Below are 24,276 nucleotides of genomic sequence, written 5' to 3'. Positions count from 1 at the left end.
AGATGTCGGCGGTCGCACCTAGGGTGAAGCCATGGACTTCGGCATCTTCGTTCCGCAGGGCTGGCGCTTCGACCTCGTGGGGATCGACCCCGCGGAGCACTGGCGGGTGATGAACTCCCTCGCCCAGAGCGCCGACGACGGCCCGTGGACGTCGCTGTGGGTGTACGACCACTTCCACACCACCCCCGTCCCGAGCACCGAGGCCACGCACGAGGCGTGGACGCTCATGGCCGCCTTCGCCGCCGCGACCGACCGCGTGCGCCTCGGCCAGATGTGCACGTGCATGGGCTACCGCAACCCCGCCTACCTCGCGAAGGTCGCGGCCACGGTCGACGCGATCTCGGGCGGTCGCGCCGAGATGGGCATCGGCGGCGGCTGGTACGAGCACGAGTGGAAGGCGTACGGCTACGGCTTCCCGCCCATCGCCGAGCGCCTCGGGCGTCTGCGCGAGGGTGTCGAGATCATGCACCAGGCCTGGACCACGGGCGAGGCGACCCTGTCGGGGAAGTACTACGAGGTCGATGGCGCGATCGTGCAGCCGAAGCCCCTGCAGCCCGGCGGCATCCCGCTCTGGATCGCCGGCGGCGGCGAGAAGGTCACGCTCAAGATCGCGGCGAAGTACGCCTCGTACACGAACTTCGGCGGCTCGCTCGAGGAGTTCGACCACAAGTCCGAGGTGCTGCGCGGGCACTGCGAGTCCCTCGGCCGCGACGCGTCCGAGATCACCCGCTCGACGAACTTCAACACGATCGTCGCCGAGACCGAGGCCGAGGCCTCCGACCGCTTGGCCGCGGTGGTCGCGCGCCTGCGTCCGCACGTCGGAGATGAGCGGGCGGATGCCATCGAGGCCGACTACCGCTCGTCCGACGCCTTCGGCACCCCCGAGCAGATCGTCGAGCGCCTGCGAGAGCGCGCCGACCACGGCCTCGGCTACGCGATCCACTACTTCCCCGAGGCCGCCTACGACACCTCGGGAATCTCCCTCTTCGAGCGCGAGGTCATCCCGCACCTCTGACCGGGGTCCCCTCCCGCGTGAGGGGTCGCTTTCTGTCGCCGCGCAGACGTCTGAGCGGCAAGAAGTGACTCCTCACGCCGGAGGGCGCGGGTCAGACCAGCGGCGCGACGTCGGCGTAGGCGTCGGTCTCGACGGCGGGGACGGATGCCGCGGCGCCGAACACCCGCGCGCGCCGGGTCGCGGCATGCCACGTCGGCCATCCTGGGTCTCCGTCGCGCGCGAACGCGACTGCCGCGGCGTGCATCTCGGCGGCCAGAGCGGGCGGGGGAGTCTCGCCCGCGATGCGATCGACCCCCTCGGCGTCGAGGCGGTCGAACCAGAACGGCACGTCGAGGCAGTGGCAGGCAACGCCGATCGAGGGCACGGGCGATGCCCACGCGAAACGGTAGAGCCAGGTCGAGGCGTCGCCGCGCGCCCGGGCGGTCCCGCGCACGGTCGCGCGGATGACCCGATCGGTGACGTATCCGCCGAGCAGGGCCGCGGCCCCGCGCCGTCGCGTGCGCTCGAGATACGCGCGTCGCCGCGATCGCCGCAGACCGAGCACGGCGAGGGCGAGAGGGACCGGCACCACCCGGAGGGCGCCCGCGAACCGGGCGGTCAGGCCCGTGAACTCGTCGTCCGTCGACCCGATCACGAGGGGGATGCCGGCCCCGACACCGCCGGCGAGAGCCGCGAGGGGATGCCGGGGCAGCACGTCCGTGTCCATCACCGGCCCCAGCGGCAAGCCGTCGTCGAGCAGCGTCGCGAGCGACGACAGCGCCCGGACCAGGGGCGGCGTGAGGGCGCTTCTCTGCCCCGCGAGAAGCCGGTCCTCGGACACCGACGCGAAGCCGTCACGGTCGGCGCGCACCCCGACGCGGGCGGCGACCCGGTCGGCGAAACGCCTGGCCGCCTCGAGTGGCACCGCGCCGATCGCGGGCGAGATCGCCATCGCGGCGTGGAAGAGTCCGGATGCGGCGGGGCTCGACAACAGCGCGAGCACCGACCCTCCGCCCGCCGACTGCCCGGCCACCGTCACTCGGGTCGGGTCGCCGCCGAACGCGCGGATCTCGTCGCGCACCCACTCCAGCGCCGCGATCTGGTCGCGCAGACCCCGGTTGGCGGGAGCTCCGTCGATGAGACCGAAGCCGTCGAAGCCGATCCGGTACGAGATCACCACGGTGATCACCCCATCCCGCGCGAACGCATCGCCGTCGTACCAGCGGCTCGCGGGCGAGCCCGAGGTGAAACCACCCCCGTGGATCCACACGAGCACCGGCAGAGCGGCATCCGGACCGCTGTCCACCGGGGCGAACACGTTGACGTTCAGCGTGGCGTCTCCCGGCACGCTCGGCTCGGGGATGAGGGTGATCCCCGCGTCGCCCCGCTGCGCGGTCGCGCCGTACGCGGTGGCATCCCGCTCGCCTTCCCACGCCTCCACCGGCACGGGAGCGGCGAAGCGCAGCGCCCCGACCGGAGCCTGAGCGAACGGGATGCCGAGGAACACGGCGGCGGCACCCCGCCGGAATCCGCGGACGGCCCCCTTCGAGGTCACGGCGAGGGGAGTGGCATCCATCCCCTCATCCTGCCGCGCCACCCGCGCGAGGGGTCGAAAAGTGTCGCCTCGGCGTGCCCGGAGGCGACAGATCTCGACCCCTCACGCGCACGCGTGCTCCGTCCTGACGGCGCAGCACGGGCAGCCCGGTGCAGCAGGCGTTCATCGGGGAGGGTGGGTCACGCGTCGCGGCGCGCGCCCTCCGAGGGGGTCACCGTGAAGATGTTCGGGGCGCGGAAATCGGATGCCGCGAACGCGGCGCGCACGGCCGCCGTCGCCGCCGGGACGAGTCCGGTGGGGATCAGCGCGATGGCCGCTCCGCCGAAACCGCCGCCCGTCATGCGGGCACCGAGGGCGCCGTTCGCGAGCGTCGTCTCGACGGCGAGGTCGAGCTCGGGCACCGAGATCTCGAAGTCGTCGCGCATCGACGCGTGCGAGGCGACCAGAAGGTCGCCGATCGCGGAGGGGCCGTCGGCGTCGAGGGCGGCCACGGTGTCGAGCACGCGCTGGTTCTCGGTGATGACGTGGCGGACGCGGCGGAAGGTCACGTCGTCGAGGATCTCCTCGGCGCGCGGCAGGTCGTCGACGGTCAGATCGCGCAGCGATCCGACGCCGAACGCCGCCGCTCCCCGCTCGCAGGCCTCGCGACGCTCGCGATAGCCACCGGTGGAGTGGGCGTGCTCGACGAGGGTGTCGGTCACGAGGATCGAGAGCCCCGCGTCGGCGAAGCCGAGGGCGACGGCGCGCGTCTCGAGGGTGCGGCAGTCGAGGAAGGTCGCGGCATCCGCCACGCCCAGCATCGACGCCATCTGGTCCATGATCCCGGTGGGAGCGCCCACGGCGTCGTTCTCGGCGACGCGGCCGACCCGCGCGAGGGCGACCTTGTCGAGGCCGGCGGCCCACACGTCGTTCAGGGCGGAGGCCACGGCCCCCTCGATCGCGGCGGACGACGACAGGCCGGCACCCACCGGCACGTCGGAGGCCAGGGCGATGTCGACGCCCCGGGTCACGGCATCCGGAGCCGCCCGACGCAGGGCCCACGCCACGCCCAGGGGATAGCCCGCCCAGTCGAGGCCGCCGGCGGCGATCCGCGCATCGAGCTCCGAGAGCGGGACCTCGACCGCGGCGTCGGCGAACGTCGAGCGCACGCGGATCACGTCGTCGTCGCGCAGGGCAACGGCCGCCGCGGTGCGCTGGGCGATCGCGAAGGGGAAGACGAAGCCCTCGTTGTAGTCGGTGTGCTCGCCGATGAGGTTGGCGCGGCCGGGGGCCGACCAGACTCCGACCTCGGGGGCGTCGGTGAGGGTGGCGAGAAGGGCGCGGGCGTCGTCGACGGCGGTCACGCCGTCACCTCCGGAACGGTGTCGAGGGCGGCGCGCAGGCGTTCGGCCTGCGACTCGGGGGTCACGTCGCCGATCCAGGCGCCCATGGCGGCCTCGGATCCGGCGAGGTATTTCAGCTTGTCGGCGGCGCGACGCGGAGAGGTGATCTGCAGGTTGAGACGCACCGCATCCCGCCCGCGTCCGACCGGCGCCTGGTGCCAGGCGGCGATGTAGGGCGTGGGGGTGTCGTACAGGGCGTCGATCCCCCGCAGCAGGCGCAGGTAGAACGGCGCCAGCTCGTCACGCTCGGCATCCGTCGTCTCCGCGAGATCGGCGACGTGGCGGTGCGGGAGCACGTGCACCTCGATGGGCCAGCGGGCGGCGAACGGGACGAACGCCGTCCAGTGCTCGCCCCGCAGGACGACGCGCTCGCCGGCCTGTTCGAACTCGAGGATGCGCTGGAACAGGTCGTTCGAGCTGCGCGCGATCGTGTCGAGCAGGCGGTGCGTGCGCGGGGTCACGTACGGGTAGGCGTAGATCTGCCCGTGCGGGTGGGGGAGGGTGACACCGATCTCCTGCCCCCGGTTCTCGAAGGGGAACACCTGGCGGATGCCGGGGAGAGCCGACAGGGCCGCGGTGCGATCGGCCCAGGCTTCGATGACGGTGCGGGCGCGCGTGCGCGAGAGCGAGCCGAACGACCCCTCGTGCTGGGGGCTGAAGCACACGACCTCGCAGCGGCCCACCGAGGTGCGGGTGCGGCCGAGGCCGAGGTGCTCGAGGTCGTCGTCGCTGCGGGGTGGGTCGACGGCGGCCGGGGCGTCGCCGATCGCCGCGTCGAGGGCGGGTCCGAACGAGGGCGACTTGTTCTCGAAGACCGCCACGTCGTAGAGCGAGGGGATCTCGGACGGGTTCGTCGGCGTCTGCGGCGAGAGCGGGTCGAGGTGCGCCGGCGGCAGGAACGCGCGGTTCTGACGATTGGATGCCACGGTGATCCAGTCGCCGGTCAGCACGTCCTGACGCATGGTGGCGGTGGCGGGACGCGGGTCGAGCGTGCGGGCGTCGATCGCGCGCTCGGCGCCGAGCGCGGTGCCGGGGTCGTCGAAGTACATCAGTTCGCGGCCGTCGGCCAGGTGCGTCGTCCGCTTGACGACGCCGGCGCCGAGGGGCACGACGGAGGGGTTGTCCGTGTTCACGATAACACGCTACATCTGGGGCGTGATATCGTCAACACGGAGGGGGCGTGATGCGCGTATCCATGGCCGATGTGGCCGAGAAGGCCGGCGTTTCGGCGCAGACGGTGTCGCGCGTCGCCAACGGAAGCCCCCGCGTCGACCCCGCCACCCGGGCGCGCGTCGAGAAGGCCATGGCCGATCTCGGCTACCGCATGCACCGGGCCGCCCGGGCCCTGCGCACGGGGCAGACGTCCACCATCGGCCTGGTCGTGTCGACTCTCGCCTCGGTCGGCAACTCCCGCATGCTGCAGGCGATCTCCGAGGCCGCCGCCGCCCGCGACTACGCGCTCGCCGTGGTGACCGTCGGAGAACGCGGCATCCGCGACGCCTTCGCCCGGCTCCGCTCGCAGGGCGTCGACGGCGCCGTCGTGCTGAACGAGGCGACCGAGCTCGCGCGCGACGCGGCGCCTCCCGCCGATCTGCACCTCGTCGTGGTGGACTCTCCGCCGGACGAGCGCTTCTCGATCGTGCAGACCGACCACGCCGGGGGAGCGCGCGTCGCGACGGAGTATCTCCTCTCCCTCGGGCACTCGACGGTGCATCACATCGCCGGGCCCGCGCGCTCCTTCGCGGCGACCGAGCGCGAACGTGGTTGGCGCGAGGCCCTCGCCCACGCCGGGGCCGTGGTGTCCGAGCCGGTCCGGGGGGATTGGACCTCGGCATCCGGTCACTCGGCCGTCAGCGGTCTCTGCGGCGCCCGCGCGATCTTCGTGGCGAACGACCAGATGGCGCTCGGCGCCCTGCGCGCCCTCGCCGACGCGGGTCGGCGGGTGCCCGAAGACGTCGCCGTCGTCGGCTTCGACGACATCGTGGATGCCGCGGAGTTCCGCCCGCCGTTGACCACCGTGCGCCAGGACTTCGACGCGCTCGGCCGTCGCGCTGTGGCCGCCCTCGTCGCGGCGATCGAGGGTGGGGAGCCGATCGTCGAGTCGGTCCCCGCGGCGCTGGTGGTGCGCGCGAGCAGCGCCGCGCTCTGACCGGCAGGGTGGTATACCGAAGTCCTCGCTCGGGCTCGCCGTGCCCGCCGTCGACTGACCACTCCGTCGGTCTCCTCCGCCCTCGCTGCCCGCGGCTCCGGCGCGGTTCGGCGCACCGTCCAAGACGTCCTCGCGCCGTCGCGCCTGGCGTCGACATCACGTGGTTTGGGGCGAATTCCGGCATTCGGGGCGGGAAACACACGCCCCAAACGACATAGTGCGCCCCAAACCGCGCCCTCGCCCCGCCTCCGAACCGCCCGCCGCCCCGCGGCATCCGGAAACGACGAACGCCCGCGGATGCCGGAGCATCCGCGGGCGCCTCTCGTGGGGGAGAGTCTGTTACTTCTTCACGGGGATCGACTGCGACTCGAGGGCGCCGATCGTGGCGTCCTGACCCTTCTGGAGGGCGTCGGCGAGGGTGCCGCTACCGCTGACCGCGGCCTTGAAACCGTCCGAGACGTCGGCGTAGGTCTTGGTCATGGTCGGACCCCAGGTGAAGTCGGGGGTGACCTCGGTGGCCGCCTTCGCGAAGACGTCGTAGATCTTCTGGCCGCCGTAGAAGTCAACGCCCTTCGCGAGCGAGGGGAGCTTGAGACCCTCGGTCGTGGCCGGGTAGATGTTGGCCTCTTCGTTCAGGGCGGTGAGCGCCTCCTGCGACGTGTTCAGCCACAGCGCGAACTTCGTGGCCTCGTAGGCGTGCGTGCTGCCTTTGAGGACGGCGATCGACGAGCCGCCCCAGTTGCCCGAGACCGCGTCCCCGGCCTTCCACTGCGGGAGGTCGGCGACGGCCCAGCCGCCGGCGGTGTCGGGAGCGCCGCTCGAGATCGAGTTGGCACCCCAGACGGCGGAGTTCCACGTCCACACCTTGCTGGAGTTGTAGGCGTTGTTCCACTCGTCGGTCCACGCCGGGTACGTCGAAACGAGGTCCTGGTCGATGAGCGACTGCCAGTAGTCGGCGACCTTCTTCGAAGCGGGGTCGGTCAGCGAGACCGTCCAGCCGTCGGAGTCGTTGCCGAACCACTGTCCACCGGCCTGCCAGACGAAGCCGGCGAACTGGTTGATGTCGGACTGCGAGAAGTTCGTGATGTACCCGCCGAGTGCGCGGACCTTCTTGGCCGCCTCGGTGTACTCGTCCCACGTGGTGGGGATCGCGATCCCGTTCTTCTCGAACAGGTCCTTGCGGTAGAACAGCGCCATCGGGCCGATGTCCTGCGGGATGCCGTAGACGGCGTTGTCCTGGCCGAGGGTGGCCTGGTTCCACGCCCACCCGACGAACTGGTCCTTCGCGGCCATCACGTCGGCGCAGCCCGCGATGTTCTCGACGCCGTCCTGCACGAGGAAGTTGGGGAGGGCGTCGTACTCGATCTGGCCGAGGTCGGGCGCGTTGCCGGCCGCGATCTGGTTGAAGAAGTTCTGGTAGGTGCCGTTGTTGCCGTTGGGGCCGGTCTGCACCTTCACCTGGATGTCGGGGTTCGCCGAGTTCCACATGTCGACGACCTTCTCGATGCCCGGGATCCACGAGGTGAACTCGAGCGTGACGGGTCCGTCCGAGGGGGCGCAGTCGGCCGCGGCCGCGGCGCCCGAGCCGGCGCTATCGCCGTTTCCGCCGCCGGCGCAACCGGCCAGCAGGAGAGCCGACAGGGCGACGCCCGCGGTCGCCGTGAGGATTCTGTTCTTCATGGAATGCCTTTCTCTGGGTGCCCGGGTGGGCCATTCCGCCCGGGGTGAGGGGCGGCCGGAGCCGCCGAGGGTTTACTTCAGGGCGCCGGTCCCGAGACCGTTGCGCCAGAAGCGCTGGAGGAGCAGGAAGATGACGATGAGGGGGATGACCGACAGCAGGGCGCCGATCAGCACGAGACCGCGGAGCTCCGGGATCTGGTTCAGCTGGTTGTTCCAGCCGTAGAGGCCGAACACCACCGGGAAGAGCTCTTCGCTGCGCAGCATGATCAGCGGCAGGAAGAAGTTGTTCCAGATCGCGACGAACTGGAAGAGGAACATCGTCACCAGGGCGGGGCTCATGAGGCGCAGGCTCACGGTGAAGAAGGTGCGGATCTCGCCCGCGCCGTCGAGACGACTGGCCTCGAGCAACTCGTCGGGCACCGACGACGCGGCGAAGATGCGCGCCAGGTACACCCCGAACGGGCTGACCAACGACGGCAGGAACACGGCCCAGAAGGTGTTGGTGAGCTGCACCTGGCTGAAGATGAGGAACAGCGGCAGGGCCAGGGCGGTCGCGGGGACGAGCACGCCGCCGAGGACGACGTCGAAGATGATCTCGCGGCCCGGGAAGCGGTACTTCGCCAGCGCGTATCCGGCCATCGCCGCCAGCAGCGTCGCGACCGCGCCGCCGAGACCGGCGTAGAGCAGCGAGTTGCCCAGCCAGCGCAGGAAGATCCCGTCACGGTACGCGAACAGGTCGCCGATGTTCGAGAACAGCCGCATGTCGGCGAACCACAGCGGGTTGGTCGTGAGGATGTCGCCGGTGCTCTTGCTCGAGGCGACCAGCAGCCACCACAGCGGCAGCAGGAAGTAGACCGTGAACACGGCCATGATGAGCATCGCCGAGGTGCGAGAGACCAGCGGCTCGCGGATGGCGCGCGAGCGCGGGGAGTCCGAGCGCGGAGCGCCGGAACGGCCGACGCGGGGGCGGGAGGTGGTGACGGCGCTCATGCGTTGCCCTTCTTCTGCATCCACTTCATGAACCCGAACGACAGCACGAAGGTGGTGACGGCGAGCACCACGGAGAAGGCCGCGGCGAGGTTGGAGTTGGGGATGGATGCCGTGGCGTAGACGGTCATGTTCGGTGTGAAGGTGCTGGTGACGGCCGAGCTGAACGAGCGGAACACCTGGGGTTCGGCGAGCAGCTGCAGGGTGCCGATGATCGAGAAGATCGCGGTCATCACGATCGCGGGCCGCACGAGGGGGATCTTGATGGACCACGCGATGCGGAACTGTCCGGCGCCGTCGAGGCGGGCCGCCTCGTAGATCTCACTGGGGATCGACAGCAGCGACGAGTAGATGATCAGCATGTTGTAGCCGACGTAGACCCACGTCACGACGTTCGCGATCGACCACAGCACGAGGTCGGCGCCGAGGAAGTCGACCTTCTCGGTCAGGGCGGTGAAGGGCGACAGGTTGGGCGAGAACAGCGAGCCCCACATGATCGCGGCGATGACGCCCGGAACGGCGTACGGGACGAAGAAGGCGAGCCGGAAGAAGCGCTTGCCCTTCAGCAGCGGCGAGTCCAGCAGCAGGGCGAACAGCAGAGCGAGTCCGAGCATGATCGGCACCTGCACGACGCCGAAGGCGAGCATGCGCAGCATCGAGGCCCAGAACGCCTCGTTCTGGAACACGAGCGCGTACTGCGAGAGCCCGCCGAAGACGAGCTCGGCTTTGCCGAATGTGCCTTCGCGCCGCACCACGAGCAGCGACTGCCCGATGGCGAAGATGATCGGCAGCACGTAGAAGAGCGCGAACAGGATGCCGAAGGGGGCGAGCAGGATCGCGATGGAGCCCTTGTGCAGCACGCGCGGGCGGCGGCGGGGGCGCGCGGCCCCGGTCGCGCCCGCGCGCTTCGTGCCCGTCGGGGCGGGGGCGGTGGTGGTCACGAGGCCTCCTCGATGATGCGGACGGCACCGCCGACGACGGCGACCGAGCCGTCGATGGCTTCGCCGCTGATCGCGTCGCGGCCGTGCGCTGCGATCTCGACGGTGTCGGTGGTGTGGTTGATGACGAACAGGAACGCGCGCTCGGCGTCGGCGCGGCGGACCACCTCGACCCCGGGGCGGGTGTCGACGGTGCGGATGCCGGCGGCCTCGGCCGCGCGGGCGAGCAGTGCGCGGTAGGCCGACGGTTCGGGAAGGGTCGCGAGGTACCAGGCCTGGCCGTCGCCCACCGCGCGGCGGGTGCGGGCGGGGAGTCCCGCGGCCGGGCCGTCGCTGAAGCGGGCGTCGACCTCGGCGTCGACGGCGCGCAGGCGCTCCGACCACACGGTGCCGGTCGAGCCGTCGTCGAGGGTGATCGACTGCGCCGGGCCGAGGGGCGAGAACTCCTCCGACACGATGCCGAGCAGGTCGCGGAACGCGCCGGGGTACCCGCCGAGACGGACGCGGTCGTCCTGGTCGACGATGCCGCTGGCGAAGGTGATCACGGCGGTGCCGCCGTCCTCGACGAAGCGCGCGATCGCGGCGGCGTCGGCGTCGCGCACGAGGTGCAGCGCGGGCACGATGACGAGGCGGTAGTCCGCGAGGTCCGCGGAGGCCGAGACGACGTCGGTGGAGATGCCGGCCGCGATCAGGGCGGCGTGCGCGGCGTGCACCTGGTCGAGGTAGCGCAGGTCTTCGCTGGGGCGCCCCTCGTTCTCGAGCGACCACCAGCTCTCCCAGTCGAACAGGACGGCGGCGTCCGACGCCACGCGCGTTCCGGCGATCGGCTGCAACGAACGCAGCGTCCGGCCGACCTCGAGCACGCTCCGCCACTGGGCGGTGTCGGTGCCCGCGTGGGGGAGCAGCGCCGAGTGGAACTTCTCGGCGCCCTGTGCCGACGCGCGCCACTGGAAGAAGCAGATGCCGTCGGCGCCGCGCGCCACGTGCGAGACGACGTTGCGCAGCAGCTCGCCCTCGCCCTTGGCGAGGTTGTGCGGCTGCCAGTTGACCGCGCCCGTCGAGGTCTCCATGAGCAGCCAGGGTGTGCCGCTCGCCAGGCCGCGGGTGAGGTCGGCCGCGAACGACAGCTCGGCGAGCGGGTCGGGGAGGCGCCGGTCGAGGTAGTGGTCGTTGGCGATGACGTCCATCTCGCCGGCCCACGAGAAGTAGTCGAGAGCGCGGATGTGCGCCGTCACCATGAAGTTGGTGGTGACGGGTGCGGTGCTGCGCTCGCGGATCACGCGCGCCTCGGCGCGGTACAGCTCGAGCTGCTGGTCGGACGAGAAGCGCTGGAAGTCGAGCAGCTGTGCGGGGTTGCGCAGCGACAGTGCGGCCATCGGCGGGAGGATCTGGTCCCACGCGCTGTAGCGCTGGCTCCAGAACGAGGTGCCCCAGGCCGTGTTGAGGGCGGCCACCGTGCCGTAGCGGGCCTTGAGCCACTCGCGGAACGCGACCGCGCTGGCGTCGCAGTAGCAGAGGGCGTTGTGGCATCCGAGTTCGTTCGAGACGTGCCACATGGCCAGGGCGGGGTGATCGGCGTAGCGCTCGACGACGCGGCGGCTGAGTTCCGCGGCGTACCCGCGGAAGACGGGGGAGCTGGGGCAGTACGCCTGTCGACCGCCCGGGAAGCGGCGTGTGCCGTCCTCGGCCACGGGGAGGATCTCGGGATGCCGCGTGGTCACCCAGGGCGCGGGGGAGGCGGTCGCGGTTCCCAGGTTGACCCGGATGCCGTGCGCGTGGGCGAGGTCCATGACCTCGTCGAGCTCGTCGAAGGTCCAGACGCCGGGGGCGGGGTTGATCCACGACCACCCGAAGATGTTGACGGCGACGAGTCCGACGCCCGCTTCGACCATGAGCCGCATGTCGTCGTCCCACACGGCGCGGTCCCACTGCTCGGGGTTGTAGTCGCAGCCGAAGACGAGACCTTCGCGGGTCAGGGCCGACAGAGCGTCGCCCGTGCGGGTCAGATCGGCCGGACGATCGCTTTCGCGATCGAGCGGGGCCAGATGGTCGACGGCAAGCATCCGGGAGGCGCTCCTTTGCGGGGTTCTGTGAACGTGCACACATCTGACCGCCGGTTCTTCCCGACAGAATGTGTGAACGTGCACATACTGACACGGCGTCGCGCGATCGTCAACTTCCGCGGCCCGATAGGGTGAGGAGCATGACGCCTCCTCCGCCCGGGCGCCGGCGCAGTACCGTGCACGACGTCGCCAAGGTCGCGGGGGTCTCGCGGGGCACCGTGAGCCGCGTCCTGAACGGCGGCTACGTCTCGGACCACGCCCGCGAGGCCATCCAGGCGGCCATTCGCGAGGTGGGCTACGTGCCCAACAACGCCGCCCGGAATCTCGTGCGCCAGCGCACGCAGGCGGTCGGATTCATCGTGCACGAGCCGCACTCGCTGTTCCTCGAAGACCCCAACATCGGCGGAATCATGCTCGGGGCCAACACCGCCCTATCGAACGCCGACTACCAGATGGTGTGCGTCGTGGTCGATACGGACCGCGACACCGAAAGGGTCGCGCGCTACCTCAGCGGTGGCTTCGTCGACGGGGCGGTCATCGTCTCGGCGAGACACCACGACCCGATCACCGATGTCGTCGAACGACTCGGGCTCCCCGTCGCCTACGTGGGCCACCCTCCCGGCATCCGTCGCCCCTGGGTCGGCATCGACAACCTCGGCGCCGCCCGGGCCATCACCGAACGCGTGCGCGCATCGGGACGCCGTCGCATCGGCATGATCGCCGCGGCTCTCGACCGCGACTCCGGCAGCGACCGGCTCGCGGGCTTCCGTGAGGCGCTCGGCGAGGACTTCGACGAGTCGCTGGTCGAGCCCGTGCCGCTCTACGCCTTCGCCGACGGCGAGGCGGGGATGCGACGCCTGCTCGAGCGCGCTCCCGACATCGACGCGGTGTTCGGAGCTTCGGATGCCGTGGCCGCCGGCGCCGTGCAGGCTCTTCGCGCGGCCGGTCGCCGTGTGCCCGACGACGTCGGCGTGGTCGGCTTCGACGACAGCGCGTGGGCGGTGCGCACCGACCCGCCGCTCACCACGATCGACCAGCCCGCAGAGGGGCTGGGTGCCGCGGCCGCCGAGGCCGTGCTGCTGCAGCTCTCGGGCGGGGTCGCCGATGCCGGCGGCATCCTGCTCGACGCCCCGATCGTCTGGCGCGCCTCGGTCTAGAGGCGCTCGCCGCCGGTCGCGGTTGTCGGGTTCGGGGCGCGACTGTCCGTTCGGGGCGCGAAATTGCCCGCCCCAAACGGAAGAACCCGCCCCACACCGGCCGCGTGCCGGGCGTCAGCGCTCCTCGCGCCAGCCCTCGTCGAGGATGCGGAAGCCCGCCTCGATCGTGGCCTCGGAGTCGTCGTTCTCGAAGGCGAGGATCTGCAGTTGCAGCACCATCCGCGCGTACACGCGCACCGCGGCATCCGGTGTCTCACGCCCCGTGGTCTCGGCGATCGCCTGGGCGAGGGCGTCTTCGTGACGGACCCACATGCGCGCGGCGTACTCGCGAAGCGCGGGGGTGTCGGAGATGAGTGCCATGAACCGCCGGCGGTTGTCGCCCGTCGGGTCGAAGGCCAGGCCGAAGAGCTCGCGGCGATAGAGGTCTCTCAGTGCCTGCGACACCGTGGTTCCGGGGGTGCGGTCGCGCACCGCGCCGACGAGCAGGTCGCGCTGGGCGTCGTCCTCGTCGAAGACGAGAGCCTCCTTCTGCGGGAAGTGCGCGAACACCGTCGTCGGTGACACGTCGGCGGCCTCGGCGACCTCGCGGATGCTGACCTCGTCGAAGCCGCGCTCCACGAACAGGATCGTCGCCGCGTCCGAGATGGCCTTGCGGGTCGCCGCCTTCTTGCGCTCGCGGCGTCCGATGGTCTCGCTCATGGCTCCCATGATACCGAATCGAATACAAAATCGTGTTGACAACAAAACTGGTACGACTACAGTTACGGCGTGACTTCACTTTCGCTCTCTCCTCAGTCGGGCCGCCGCGCCTGGGTCATGCTCGTCGTCATCACGACGCTGACCACCGCCGGCATGACCGTCGTGCTCCCCGTCCTGCCCTTCGTCGTGCTCCGCTACGTGTCGAACCCCGCGGACCTCGCCGTCTGGGTCGGCATCCTCGAGACCGTGAACGCGCTGTGCGCGTTCCTCGTCGCCCCGTTCCTCGGCCGCATCTCCGACCGCTTCGGCCGTCGACCGGTGATCATCGTCGCCGGGTTCGGTGCGGCGCTGGGCTTCGTGCTCTTCGGCATCGGCGGGGCGATCTGGGTGCTGCTGCTCGGCCGCGTCGTGCAGGGCGTCACCGCCGGTGACCTTCCCGCCCTCTTCGCCTACCTCGCCGACATCACCCCGCCCGACAAGCGCGCGCGTCGCTTCGGCGTGCTCGGCGCGACCGCCGGCATCGGCACGATGGTCGGCCCCGCCCTCGGCGGCACCCTCGCCGCGATCGACGTCGACCTCCCCGTCTTCGTCACCGCGGGCCTCGCCCTGACGGTTGCGATCCTCAGCATCTTCCTCCTGCCCGAGAGCCTCGCGCCCAGCACGCGCATCACCTCGCTCGACCTGCGGGCCGTGCACCCGTTCGCGGTGTTCCGCGGGGTCTTCCGTCGGCCCGAGCTGCGCGGGATCATGATCGGCCTGATCCTCGTGGGGCTGCCGTTCGGGTTCTTCGTCAACAACTTCAGCGTCCTCGCGCTCGACGCCATCTCGTGGACTCCCACCGCGATCGGCCTGCTCACCGCATGCGTCGGCATCATCGACATCGCGATCCAGGGCGTGCTGCTCGGCTTCCTGCTGCCGCGTATCGGCGAGCGCGGCGTCGTGGTCAGCGGCATCGTCACCCAGGCGGCCGGGCTGGTCGCCCTCGCCGGGGTCGCGTCGCTGCTCGCGCAGCCGTGGCTGTTCATCGTGGGCGCCCTGACGCTCGCGGCGGGCCAGGGTGCGGCTCAGGCGACCATGGACGGTCTGCTCTCCAACGCCGTCGGAGACGACGAGCAGGGCTGGGTCGCCGGGGCCGCGCAATCCCTGAACGCCGGGGTCGGAACGGTCGCCCCGCTAGTGGCAGGCCTGCTCTACGCCCATGTGGCCCACGCCGCGCCCTACGTGCTGGGCGCTGCGCTCATGATCGCCGCCGCCGTGGTCATCGGCCGGACGCGCTTCTCCAGCCCCTCCCTGCGGACGAAGGCTCCGGATGCTGCGGAGCCCGTGCTCGCGCCGGAGTGACGCTCCCGATCAGGGGTGATACCGGATGCCGTGCGCTGAGGCCGCGGCATCCGGTCGATCTCACATCGCTCTCTGCCGACGTCCGGCCCGGTCGGCGAACCGATCGATGGCATCGAGGATCTCGTCGCTGCGCCAGAACGGACCGAGGCCGTGTTCGGCCTTGGATTTCAGGATTCCACTGTCTACGAGCGCCTGCAGCGGGGGATAGACGTTCGGCTGCAGCGAACCGAGTTCGCGCGCAGCCGTCGCCGCGTCGATGACGGGGCGGGTGGCGATCACATCGAGCAGTCGCCACGCGTTGCTCGATCGGCGAACCGTCAACCGATCGTTCCAGGCCGTCCTGATCGCGTCGATGTCGGCGACGAGTCGGCGGGCGTTCTCGACCGCGCGCAGTGACGCCATCGCGAAGGCATGGACGATGGGCGAGACCTCGCCCGCTCGATAGGCCGTCAACGCTCGGTGGTATCCGTCGACATCTGCGAGCAGGCCCGCCGAGACGGGGATCGCGACATTGCGGGTCGTCCCCCGGAAGCGGAGCAGGGCCTGCGCCAGGGCACGCCCCGTGCGGCCGTTGCCGTCTGTGAAGGGGTGGATCGTCTCGAACTGTGCATGCGCGACGGCCACCGCCGTGAGTGCAGCGATGTCCGTCCGACGCGCGAAGCGCACGACGTCATCGACGAGGTCGGGGACGCGGGTGAAGGCGGGAGCGACGAATTCCGCGCCGACGGGCGAGTCGGACCGGGTTCCGATCCAAACGGCCTCGGTGCGGAATCGGCCGGGCGTGTGCCGCGGCTGGTCGTGGAGAAGGGCCGCGTGCATGGCGAGGATCGATTCAGCGGAGAGGTCGTCGGCTCCCTCGAGAGCGGTGGCCATCGCGCGGGTGTTCGCGGCGATCTCGAGCGCGTTCCGGCTCCGGCGCGCGCCGAGTTCCGCGCTGAAGATCGCGCGCGCGCTCGCGGTCAGGTTCTCGATCTGCGACGACGAGGCCGACTCCGAGCGCAGAAGAACGGGGGCGAAGGCCGAGACGCGGTGCCCCAACTCGCCATCGAATCGTGCGAGTTCTCCCGCCGCCTCGTCGGCCAGGGCCGTCGTGTCGCGGTCGCATCGCGGATCGAGCGACGTAATGAAGGGCGGCACCGCCGCGGTATAGAGCCTCGGCCCGAGCGACGTGCGCGGCGAGACGGAGGGCATCCACGACAGCTCCTCGCTGCCGATCGCAGGCCACGAGCCGTCCTGCGGTGGTGCCGTGGCGGCGTCTTTGTTACTCATAATCGCTCGGTCCTTCGTTATGGGTAAACAACTTACTCATAATGCGAGGGAGGCGACATTCTGGGTGACCGGCCCCGCGAGCCGGGCAGAGCGTTCGTGGCCGGCGGATGCCATGCGTCGCGGCATCCGGAACGTTCTACGCCGAGGGGCCCCAGGGCATCGGACGCTCGAGGTCGCGTGAGCTGTCGTCGGGGATGTGGGGGAGGGCCTCGCCGCCCGCGCGGATGCAGAGCCAGCGCAGTTCGCCCTCGCTGTCGGGGAGAGCGCGCCAGGTGCGCCACACGTTCTGCCCGACCCGCACGACGCTGCCGGGGCCGACGTCGACCACGTCGTCGTCGAGGCCCATCTGACCGCGCCCCTCGAGGAACACGTAGAGCTCCTCCACGCGGGTGTGCGTGTGCCAGTACCCGGCCTCCTCACCGGGGGTGAGGGCGTTCGTGGTCATGCCGATGAACTGCATCGTCAGCTCGTGGTCGACCACGTGGCGCCCGTCGCGTGAGCGGGCGGGGGCGAAGCCGCCGAAGTGGTCGCGCCAGGCGTCGAGCCCGCCGATCTGGGTGATCTCGTAGTCGCTCATCGGGTCTCGCTCTCGGGGTCGGTCAGTTGCCAGCCGTCGTCGGTGCGGCGGTAGATCGTGCGCAGGTGCCTGCGGTCGGGGGAGCCCTGCCAGAACTCCACGCGGTCGGCGACCAGGCGCCACAGCACCCACTCACCCGGGCCGATGCCGTCGCGAGCGGCGGCCGAGCGCGCGGCGAGATCCGCCGCCGACTCCTCGGCCGAGGCCTCCACCACGCGCCCGCGCACGCGAACGCTGCGCAGCACCGCCGGCCACCAGAAGGTCAGCGCCGCGGCGGGATGCGCGGCTAGCTGCGCCGCTTTCGCGGAGGCGCGTGGCCCGGCGAAAGCCCACCCGTCGGGCCGGAGGTCTTTGAGGATCAGCGTGCGGGCGTCCGGGACGCCGTGGGCATCGACCGTCGAGAGCGTGGCACCGTGCGCCTCGGCCACGCCGGCGTCGACGGCCTGCCGGATCCACCGTTCGAAGAGCTCCTCCGGCTGGTCGGGAAGGGGCTCGGCATCCGGGGTCGGTGGGGTGCCGGTGAGAGAGGGGAGCGAGCGGAGCCACGTGGCCATCTTCATGCCCCCCATCCTGCTCCCTCTTGTTTCGCGTGAGGCGCCAAGAAGTGTCGCCCACGGGTGCCGTCAAGCGACACATCTCGGCGCCTCACGCGCGGGGGGAGCGGGTTGCGGCGCGCGGGCGGGGGCGCGGCGTCACTAGAACAGGACGCCGCCACAAGAACAGGCCGATCCGCGCGGGACCGGCCTGTTCTCGGCGCACGCGCCTGTTCTCGTGACGCGTTACTCCTCGAGCTGACCGAGCGACGGCTCCGCGACGAAGCGCGCGACCGGATCGACGGCGTGCTCCAGCTCGAGGACGACGATCTCGTTCGCCCCGGCACGCGTTGCGGGACCGGGCACGTACAGCGTGTTCTGAGGGACGTTGTTCCAGTAGCGGCCGAGGAAGAAGCCGTTGACGAAGGCGTATCCCTTGCCCCACGACGTGGTGTCGAGGAACAGATCGACGGGGGCGTCGAGCTCGAACGACCCGCGCAGCAGAGCGCGCCCGACTGTGCCCGTGCCGCCTCCCACGGCGGTTTCGAGGGCGACGGGGGTCGCGGTCCACCCGGTGAGCGCCTCGCCGTTGAGCGTCACGGAGCCGACGAGACCCTTCGCCTCGCCGAGGCGGTCGGCGTAGTTCACCCGGCCCTGGTCCTCGACGAGGACGGTGAGCCGTGTGCCCGCGGGGATCGTGAGTGCGCGCTCGTGCAGAGCCCGCGACAGTCGACCCACCGGGGTGCCGTCCACGTGCACCCACGCGAGGTCGCGGATCTCGTCGAAGACGAGGGCCGCGGGCCCGGCGAACGCGGGGAGGTCGACGTCGTAGCGGACGAGGGGACCGAGGTGGGCGATCTGCTCGAAGCTCGGCGGGTCGTCGGCGATGGCGGCCGCGTTGAGGGGCGGCATCCAATCGCCCTCGCCCGAGAGGGCGACCTCGAGAGCGGGAGCCTCGGGCCGGGGGCCGGGGACCTGCTCGGGGACGGGGGCGTACTTGGCGATGACCTCGCGGAACGCGTGGAACTTCGCCGTGGGGTGTCCCGACTCGTCGATCGGGGCGTCGTAGTCGTACGAGGTGACGATGGGGTCGTAGCGGCCCTTGTCGTTCGCCCCGTTCGTCGTGCCGAAGTTCGTCCCGCCGTGCACCATGTAGATGTTCACCGAGGCCCCGGCGGCGAGCAGCACGTCGAGGTCGTGGGCGGATGCCGCGGGGTCGGTCGTGTGGTGGATGCTGCCCCACCAGTCGAACCAGCCGTCCCAGAACTCGCTGCACATCAGCGGTCCGGTGGGCTGGTGCTCGCGGAGGGTCGCGAGCCGTTCCTCGGAGCGCGAACCGAACGAGCCGGTGAGGTGCAGCCCGGGAAGGCTGCCGGCCTCGAGCATCCACGGCATCGGCTGGTCGACGGTGGTCAGCGGCACCGTGATGCCGGCCTCCTCGGTCACGCGGACGAGCTCGCGCAGGTAGGTCTTGTCGGAGCCGTACGCGCCGTACTCGTTCTCGATCTGCACAAGCACGACGTTGCCGCCGCGGTCGATCTGGCGCGGGGCCACGATCTCGTACACGCGGCGGAGGTACTCCGACACCGCCTCGACGAACTGGGGTTCTGAGCGGCGGATGCCGATGCCCGGCGTCGAGGTCAGCCACACCGGCAGTCCGCCGTTGTGCCACTCCGCGCAGATGTAGGGGCCGGGTCGCACGATCGCGTGCAGGCCCTCGGCGGCGATGAGGTCGAGGAAGCGGCCCAGGTCGTTCCAGCCCGTGGCATCCCACTCACCGCGCACCGGCTCGTGCGCGTTCCATGCGACGTAGGTCTCGATGGTGTTGAGGCCCATCGCCTTCGCCGTGCGGATGCGGTCGGCCCAGTGCTCGGGGTGGATGCGGAAGTAGTGCAGGGTGCCGGAGATGACCTGGTGGGGCTTCCCATCGAGCAGGAAGTCGGTCTCGCCGATGGAGAAAGTCGTCACGATGTCTTTCGGTATCAGTCGTTGAGGCGCGCGGTCAGGCGCACCCAGGCGAGGGCGGGGAGGGTGAAGCGCAGGATGCCGTCGGAGCCGGCCTCGACCGCGAGGGCAACCGGTGCGACGGGCTCGCCGTCGGCGGAGTTGGTGGTGTGTCGATCTCCGCCCTCGGGGACGGTGACGATCACGGCCTCGACGTCGGAGACGCGGCCGAGGTCCAGCTCGACCGGGGTCGCCGACTCGAGGTCGCGGTGGGCGAGGAACACCGAGACGGTGTCGTCGTCCACGGTCGCGACCGTGTCGACGGCGTCGACGCGCCCGTGGCGAGCGGTGTCGATCGTGGCACCCTCGACGCGGGGGACGACGACGCGACCGGATGCCGCCTTCGCGGTGAGGGCGAAGGGGTGGAAGGTGGTCTGGCGCCAGGCGACCCCGCCACCGGGCTCGGTGCGGATGGGGGCGATGACGTTCACCAGCTGGGCGAGGTTGGCCATCGACACGCGGTCGGAGCGGCGGATGAGCGTGATGAGGAGGGATCCGACGACGATCGCGTCGGTGACGGTGTAGTCGTCCTCGATCAGGCGCGGCGCGATGGGCCAGTCGCCCGTGAAGACGCGTGGCTTGTCGACCTCGTTCCACCGCGTCTGGTTCCAGACGTTCCACTCGTCGACGCTGATGCCGACCGGACGCCCGTCCGGGGTTGTCGCCCCGACCTCGTCGATGATGTCGGCGACCTCGCCGATGTAGCGATCGAGGGCCGCGCCGCTGGCGAGGAAGCTCGCGGGGTCGGCGGGGTCCTCCTCGTAGTACGCGTGCACGGAGATGTGGTCGATGAGGCCGGCGGTGTGACGGAGCACCGTGCGCTCCCACGCGCCGAAGGTCGGCATCTCGTGGTTCGAGCTGCCCGCGGCCACGAGCTCGACCGTCGGGTCGATGAAGCGCATCATGCGCGCCGTCTCGGCCGAAAGGCGACCGTACTCGTCGGCGGTCTTGTGGCCGATCTGCCAGGGACCGTCCATCTCGTTGCCCAGGCACCACAGGCGGATGCCGAAGGGGTCTTCCCGGCCGTTCTCACGCCGGCGATCGCTCAGGGCGGTGCCCGAGGGGTGGTTCGCGTACTCGAGCAGGTCGGCCGCCTCGGCGACGCCGCGCGTGCCGAGGTTCACAGCCTCCATGACCTCGAGGCCCGCGGCATCCGCCCATTCGGCGAACTCGTGCAGACCCACCTGATTGGTCTCGGTGCTGTGCCAGGCGGCATCCAGCCGGACGGGACGCTGCGAGCGAGCGCCCACGCCGTCCTCCCAGCGGTAGCCCGACACGAAGTTGCCGCCGGGGTAGCGCACGACGGTGGCGCCCAGTTCGCGAACGAGCTCGAGCACGTCGGCGCGGAAACCCTCGGTGTCCGCGGTGTCGTGGCCGGGGGAGTGGATGCCGTCGTACACGCAACGGCCCATGTGCTCGACGAACGAGCCGAACAGGCGGCGGGGGACGGCGGCTCCGACCGCGGTGCGGTCGACGACGATGCGGGTGGGGGAGGTCATTCGGGTCTCTCCTGGCGAGGGAATGGAAGGGGCGGGCCGCATGCGTGCACGCGACCCGCCCCGGGAACTTCTTACTTGTTGACCGAGAAGCCCTGGTCGTTGCCGTACTGGACGAGCTGGTCCTGCCACGCGGTCAGGCCCGCGTTGAGGTCGCTCTTCTTGGAGTAGGCCTGGCCCACGGTGTCGCCGTAGATGCTGTTGGCGTACACCTGGAACGGCAGGTAGCTCCAGCCCTCGCGGACCTCGCTCGAGGCCTGCGTGAGGACCTGGTTGATCTGCTGGCCGCCGAAGTAGTCCGACTTCTTGTCGACGAAGGCGGGGTCGCTCAGCTGAGCGGTGGTGGAGGGGAATCCACCCGACTCGGCGAAGATCTTCAGGCTCTCGTCATCGTTGTTGAGCCACTTGAGGAAGCCGGCCGCGAGGGCGGGGTTCTTGCTCTGCTTGGTCACGGCCTGGCCACCGCCGCCGTTCTCGGCCGTCACGGCCTTGCCGTCGTAGGTGGGGATGGGGGCCACGGCCCACTTGCCCGAGCCGTCCTTCACCGAGGACTCCAGCACGCCGGGCATCCAGGCGCCGATGACGAGCGAGGCGATCGAGCCGTCACCGAGGCCCTTGAACCACTCGTCGCTCCAGCTGGGGGTGTCCGAGAGCAGGCCGCCCTCGATGAGACGGTTCCAGTTGTCGGCGAACTTCTTCGAACCGCTGTCCTGCAGGTCGATGGTGACGTCGGTGCCCGAGGTCTTGAACGGGGTGCCGCCGGCCTGCCAGATCATGCTGGTGGTGAAGCCGGAGTCGCCGGTGTCGGCGGTGATGTACTTGGTCGGGTCGGCGGCGTGCAGCTTCTCGGCCGCGGCGACGTACTCGTCCCACGTGGTCGGAACGGCGATGCCGAACTGGTCGAAGACCGACTTGTTGTAGAACAGGGCCATGGGGCCCGAGTCCTGCGGCAGGCCGTAGAGCTTGCCGTCGAAGTTGACCGAGCCCCAGGGGCCGGTCGCGTAGTCGCCCTTGAGATCGGCGAACCCGTACGACGACAGGTCGAGCAGCGAGTCCGAGAGGGCGAACTGCGGGAAGGCGTAGTACTCGATCTGGACGACGTCGGGGGCACCCGAGCCCGCCTTGATGGCGTTCTGGAGCTTGGTGTACTCCTCGGTGTTGGTGCCGGCGTTGACGTAGTTGACCTTGACCTTGGGGTACTTGGCCTCGAACGCCTTGACCTGGGCCTCGGCCGAGGGGGTCCAGGACCAGTACGTGATCTCGCCGCCGGCCTCGAGGGCCTTCTCGATGTCGTCGGCCGATCCGCCGGCGGCGCCGCCGGCGTTACCGCCCGAGCACGCGGTCAGGGCGCCCACCGTCAGGGCGGTGGCGGCGACGGCGAAGACGGCCCGCCGAGCGGCGGTGCTCTTGCGCATGAATGTCATCGGTTCCTTCACTTCGTTGTTGTGGAGTCGGGGCGGGAGCCCCGGGGTGTTGTGGTTTCCGGGGCAGGACGCTCCGGTTGTGCGGTGTTGCGGGTTTCCGGGGCGATGCCCCGGTCAGGGGGAGCTCGGGTGGATCACTCCTTGACGCTGCCGGCGGTCAGACCCGACTGCCAGAAGCGCTGGAGCAGCAGGAACGCGGCGACGATCGGGATGATCGAGAGCAGCGATCCGGTGATCACGAGGTTGTAGATGGGCTGCGCGGCGACACCGGTCGCCTGCGCGTTCCACTGGTTGAGGCCGACGGTGAGCGGGTACCACGCGGGGTCGCTCAGCATGATCAGCGGGAGGAAGTAGTTGTTCCAGGTCGCCACCACCGCGAACAGCAGCACCGTGACGATGCCGGGCGTGAGCAGGCGGATCGAGATGGTGAAGAAGGTGCGGAATTCTCCGGCCCCGTCCATGCGGGCGGCCTCGAGCAGCTCGGTGGGGATGGCGTCGGTGGCGTAGACCCAGATCAGGTAGAGGCCGAACGGGCTGATGAGCGACGGGATGATGATCGCCCAGGGGGTGTTGGTGATCCCGAGCTGGCTGAACAGCAGGAAGGTCGGCACGGCGAGGGCGGTACCGGGGACGGCGATCGCACCGAGCACGACGGCGAACACCGCCTTGCGGCCGCGGAAGTTGTACTTCGCCAGGCCGTAGCCCGCGAGCGTGGCGAGGAGCGTCGCTCCGCCGGCGCCGACGACGACGTAGAGCAGCGTGTTGCCGAGCCAGCGCAGGAAGATCCCGTCGCGGTAGGTCAGGGTCTGCGCGATGTTGTCGAACAGCGCGAAGCTGTTGCCCGGCCCGAGGCCGAAGGTGCTGAACAGGTCGGGCTGGGTCTTGGTGGCGTTGATGACCAGCCACGCGAGGGGCACGAGCGTGTACAGCAGGTACAGCGCCATCACGATGGTGAGGACGACCGATTTCTTGCTGTGCGTGGGCGAGGTGCGCGCGAAGCGGCGGCGGGCGCCCTGTCGTTCGGTGGTCACGGCGACGGTGTCGGTACGGGGTGCGGTCGCGGTGGTCATCGCGCCTCCTGACGGGAGCCGCGCAGCTGCACGACGTAAGCGATGACGGCGGTGATGACGCCCATGATGATGGCGATCGTGGCCGCGTAGTTGTACTGCTGGCCGGCGAACGAGAGGTTGTACGCGTACATGTTCGGCGTGAAGAACGTCGAGATCACGTTGGGCGCGAGCGGCTTGAGGATGTTCGGCTCGTTGAAGAGCTGGAAGCTGCCGATGATCGAGAAGATGGTCGCGATGACGACCGCGCCGCGCACGGCCGGGATCTTGATCGAGAAGATCGTGCGCCAGGCGCCCGCTCCGTCGATGGATGCCGCTTCGTACAGCTCGTTGGGGATGGTCTTCAACGAGGAGTAGAAGATCAGCATGTTGTAGCCCACGAACTGCCACGTGACGATGTTGCCGATCGACAGCAGCATCCATTCGGGCAGGAAGGGCTGCACGAACTGTCCGCCCAACAGGTCGTTGAGGTTGCGCGTCAGGCCGAACTGGTCGCCGTAGATGTAGCCCCACATCAGCACGGCCACGACGGCGGGCACCGCGTAGGGGAGGAAGATCACCATGCGGTAGAAACCGGCCGCGTGAAGCCGTGCGCTGTCGATCGCGAGGGCGGCGCCGAGGGCCAGCAGCAGCATGATCGGCACCTGCACGACGAGGAAGATCAGGACGCGCCCGAAGCCGTCCCAGAACTTCGCGTCGCCGAAGGCCGCGATGTAGTTGTCGAGACCGACGAAGGCGTTGCCGCCGATGAGCTGGTCGCGGAACAGGCTCAGGTAGACCGAGTACGCCAGCGGCGCCAGGAACACGAGGGCGAAGACGAGGGCGAACGGGGCGACGAACAGCCAGCCGCGGTCTTCGATTCGGGAGCGCCGCTTGCGCTGGGGGGTGCGCAGGGCGGGCGGGGGTGCCGCAGTGGTCGTCATCGTCCGGTGCCTCTTCGTTGGTGCGCATTTCGGTCGGG

The 24,276-nt window shown here is 70.4% G+C and carries 20 protein-coding genes; 4 read left to right on the top strand and 16 right to left on the bottom strand.

All coding sequences use genetic code 11. The features are described from left to right. Positions 1-31: 31 nt before the first annotated feature. A complete protein-coding gene (locus AB6V31_RS00450; protein WP_056224383.1) occupies positions 32-1,015 on the top strand; it encodes an LLM class F420-dependent oxidoreductase in 984 nt (327 codons plus the stop codon). Positions 1,016-1,106: 91 nt separating this feature from the next. Here AB6V31_RS00450 and AB6V31_RS00445 read toward each other — a convergent pair whose 3' ends face one another. The 3 genes from AB6V31_RS00445 to galT all read right to left on the bottom strand — a co-directional run bounded on the left by AB6V31_RS00445 (position 1,107) and on the right by galT (position 4,980). Then, positions 1,107-2,570 (bottom strand): carboxylesterase/lipase family protein, encoded by a 1,464-nt coding sequence (locus tag AB6V31_RS00445; RefSeq protein ID WP_369363337.1) that lies wholly within the window; start codon positions 2,568-2,570, stop codon positions 1,107-1,109. A 158-nt stretch (positions 2,571-2,728) separates the two neighbouring features. Beyond that, positions 2,729-3,892 carry a galactokinase gene (gene galK / locus AB6V31_RS00440; RefSeq protein WP_144784360.1) on the bottom strand — a complete coding sequence of 388 codons (1,164 nt, stop codon included), beginning with the start codon at positions 3,890-3,892 and terminating at the stop codon, positions 2,729-2,731. Further along, positions 3,889-4,980: a galactose-1-phosphate uridylyltransferase gene (gene galT / locus AB6V31_RS00435; protein ID WP_369364110.1), complete on the bottom strand. Its 1,092-nt coding sequence runs from the start codon at positions 4,978-4,980 to the stop codon at positions 3,889-3,891. The genes galK and galT overlap by 4 nt, the downstream gene beginning before the upstream one ends. A gap of 134 nt (positions 4,981-5,114) precedes the next feature. On the opposite strand from galT, the gene AB6V31_RS00430 reads away from it, so the two are divergent. Next, positions 5,115-6,080 (top strand): LacI family DNA-binding transcriptional regulator, encoded by a 966-nt coding sequence (locus AB6V31_RS00430; protein ID WP_369363335.1) that lies wholly within the window; start codon positions 5,115-5,117, stop codon positions 6,078-6,080. Between the two features lie 339 nt (positions 6,081-6,419). Here AB6V31_RS00430 and AB6V31_RS00425 read toward each other — a convergent pair whose 3' ends face one another. The 4 genes from AB6V31_RS00425 to AB6V31_RS00410 all read right to left on the bottom strand — a co-directional run bounded on the left by AB6V31_RS00425 (position 6,420) and on the right by AB6V31_RS00410 (position 11,748). Next, entirely contained in the window at positions 6,420-7,760 is a 1,341-nt protein-coding gene (locus AB6V31_RS00425; RefSeq protein ID WP_369363333.1) for an ABC transporter substrate-binding protein, read from the bottom strand. A gap of 72 nt (positions 7,761-7,832) precedes the next feature. After that, positions 7,833-8,750 (bottom strand): carbohydrate ABC transporter permease, encoded by a 918-nt coding sequence (locus tag AB6V31_RS00420; protein ID WP_056224371.1) that lies wholly within the window; start codon positions 8,748-8,750, stop codon positions 7,833-7,835. After that, positions 8,747-9,607 (bottom strand): carbohydrate ABC transporter permease, encoded by an 861-nt coding sequence (locus AB6V31_RS00415; protein WP_164481589.1) that lies wholly within the window; start codon positions 9,605-9,607, stop codon positions 8,747-8,749. The genes AB6V31_RS00420 and AB6V31_RS00415 overlap by 4 nt, the downstream gene beginning before the upstream one ends. Positions 9,608-9,684: 77 nt before the next feature. Beyond that, positions 9,685-11,748 (bottom strand): beta-galactosidase, encoded by a 2,064-nt coding sequence (locus tag AB6V31_RS00410; protein ID WP_369363331.1) that lies wholly within the window; start codon positions 11,746-11,748, stop codon positions 9,685-9,687. Between the two features lie 140 nt (positions 11,749-11,888). Between AB6V31_RS00410 and AB6V31_RS00405 the strand changes: the two genes are divergently transcribed. Then, positions 11,889-12,905 carry a LacI family DNA-binding transcriptional regulator gene (locus AB6V31_RS00405; RefSeq protein ID WP_056224366.1) on the top strand — a complete coding sequence of 339 codons (1,017 nt, stop codon included), beginning with the start codon at positions 11,889-11,891 and terminating at the stop codon, positions 12,903-12,905. 114 nt (positions 12,906-13,019) lie between these two features. Here AB6V31_RS00405 and AB6V31_RS00400 read toward each other — a convergent pair whose 3' ends face one another. Beyond that, positions 13,020-13,604: a TetR/AcrR family transcriptional regulator gene (locus AB6V31_RS00400; protein WP_295844327.1), complete on the bottom strand. Its 585-nt coding sequence runs from the start codon at positions 13,602-13,604 to the stop codon at positions 13,020-13,022. Positions 13,605-13,673: 69 nt separating this feature from the next. On the opposite strand from AB6V31_RS00400, the gene AB6V31_RS00395 reads away from it, so the two are divergent. Then, on the top strand, positions 13,674-14,945 hold the full coding sequence (locus AB6V31_RS00395) for an MFS transporter (RefSeq protein WP_369363328.1): 1,272 nt from the start codon (positions 13,674-13,676) through the stop codon (positions 14,943-14,945). 60 nt (positions 14,946-15,005) lie between these two features. Here AB6V31_RS00395 and AB6V31_RS00390 read toward each other — a convergent pair whose 3' ends face one another. The 8 genes from AB6V31_RS00390 to AB6V31_RS00355 form a co-directional block, all read right to left on the bottom strand. Then, entirely contained in the window at positions 15,006-16,214 is a 1,209-nt protein-coding gene (locus AB6V31_RS00390; RefSeq protein WP_369363326.1) for a Fic family protein, read from the bottom strand. A gap of 136 nt (positions 16,215-16,350) precedes the next feature. Next, positions 16,351-16,791 carry a cupin domain-containing protein gene (locus AB6V31_RS00385; protein WP_369363324.1) on the bottom strand — a complete coding sequence of 147 codons (441 nt, stop codon included), beginning with the start codon at positions 16,789-16,791 and terminating at the stop codon, positions 16,351-16,353. Beyond that, a complete protein-coding gene (locus AB6V31_RS00380) occupies positions 16,788-17,351 on the bottom strand; it encodes a pyridoxamine 5'-phosphate oxidase family protein (protein WP_369363322.1) in 564 nt (187 codons plus the stop codon). Before AB6V31_RS00380 ends, AB6V31_RS00385 begins: the two co-directional genes overlap by 4 nt. Positions 17,352-17,570: 219 nt before the next feature. Beyond that, positions 17,571-19,292, bottom strand: coding sequence for a beta-galactosidase (locus AB6V31_RS00375; RefSeq protein WP_369363320.1), 1,722 nt, complete (start codon positions 19,290-19,292; stop codon positions 17,571-17,573). Positions 19,293-19,306: 14 nt separating this feature from the next. Continuing rightward, positions 19,307-20,827 (bottom strand): alpha-N-arabinofuranosidase, encoded by a 1,521-nt coding sequence (locus AB6V31_RS00370; RefSeq protein WP_369363318.1) that lies wholly within the window; start codon positions 20,825-20,827, stop codon positions 19,307-19,309. A 71-nt stretch (positions 20,828-20,898) separates the two neighbouring features. After that, entirely contained in the window at positions 20,899-22,239 is a 1,341-nt protein-coding gene (locus AB6V31_RS00365; protein ID WP_056228009.1) for a sugar ABC transporter substrate-binding protein, read from the bottom strand. 143 nt (positions 22,240-22,382) lie between these two features. Beyond that, entirely contained in the window at positions 22,383-23,192 is an 810-nt protein-coding gene (locus AB6V31_RS00360; protein WP_056228004.1) for a carbohydrate ABC transporter permease, read from the bottom strand. 122 nt (positions 23,193-23,314) lie between these two features. Beyond that, complete coding sequence (locus AB6V31_RS00355) at positions 23,315-24,238, bottom strand: carbohydrate ABC transporter permease (protein ID WP_056224355.1); 924 nt, start codon at positions 24,236-24,238, stop codon at positions 23,315-23,317. Positions 24,239-24,276 lie beyond the last annotated feature (38 nt).

The sequence above is a fragment of the Microbacterium sp. 16-032 genome, assembly GCF_041079455.1.
GTDB classification, from domain to species: domain Bacteria; phylum Actinomycetota; class Actinomycetes; order Actinomycetales; family Microbacteriaceae; genus Microbacterium; species Microbacterium testaceum_A.
This window is presented reverse-complemented; position numbering and strand designations above follow the sequence as displayed.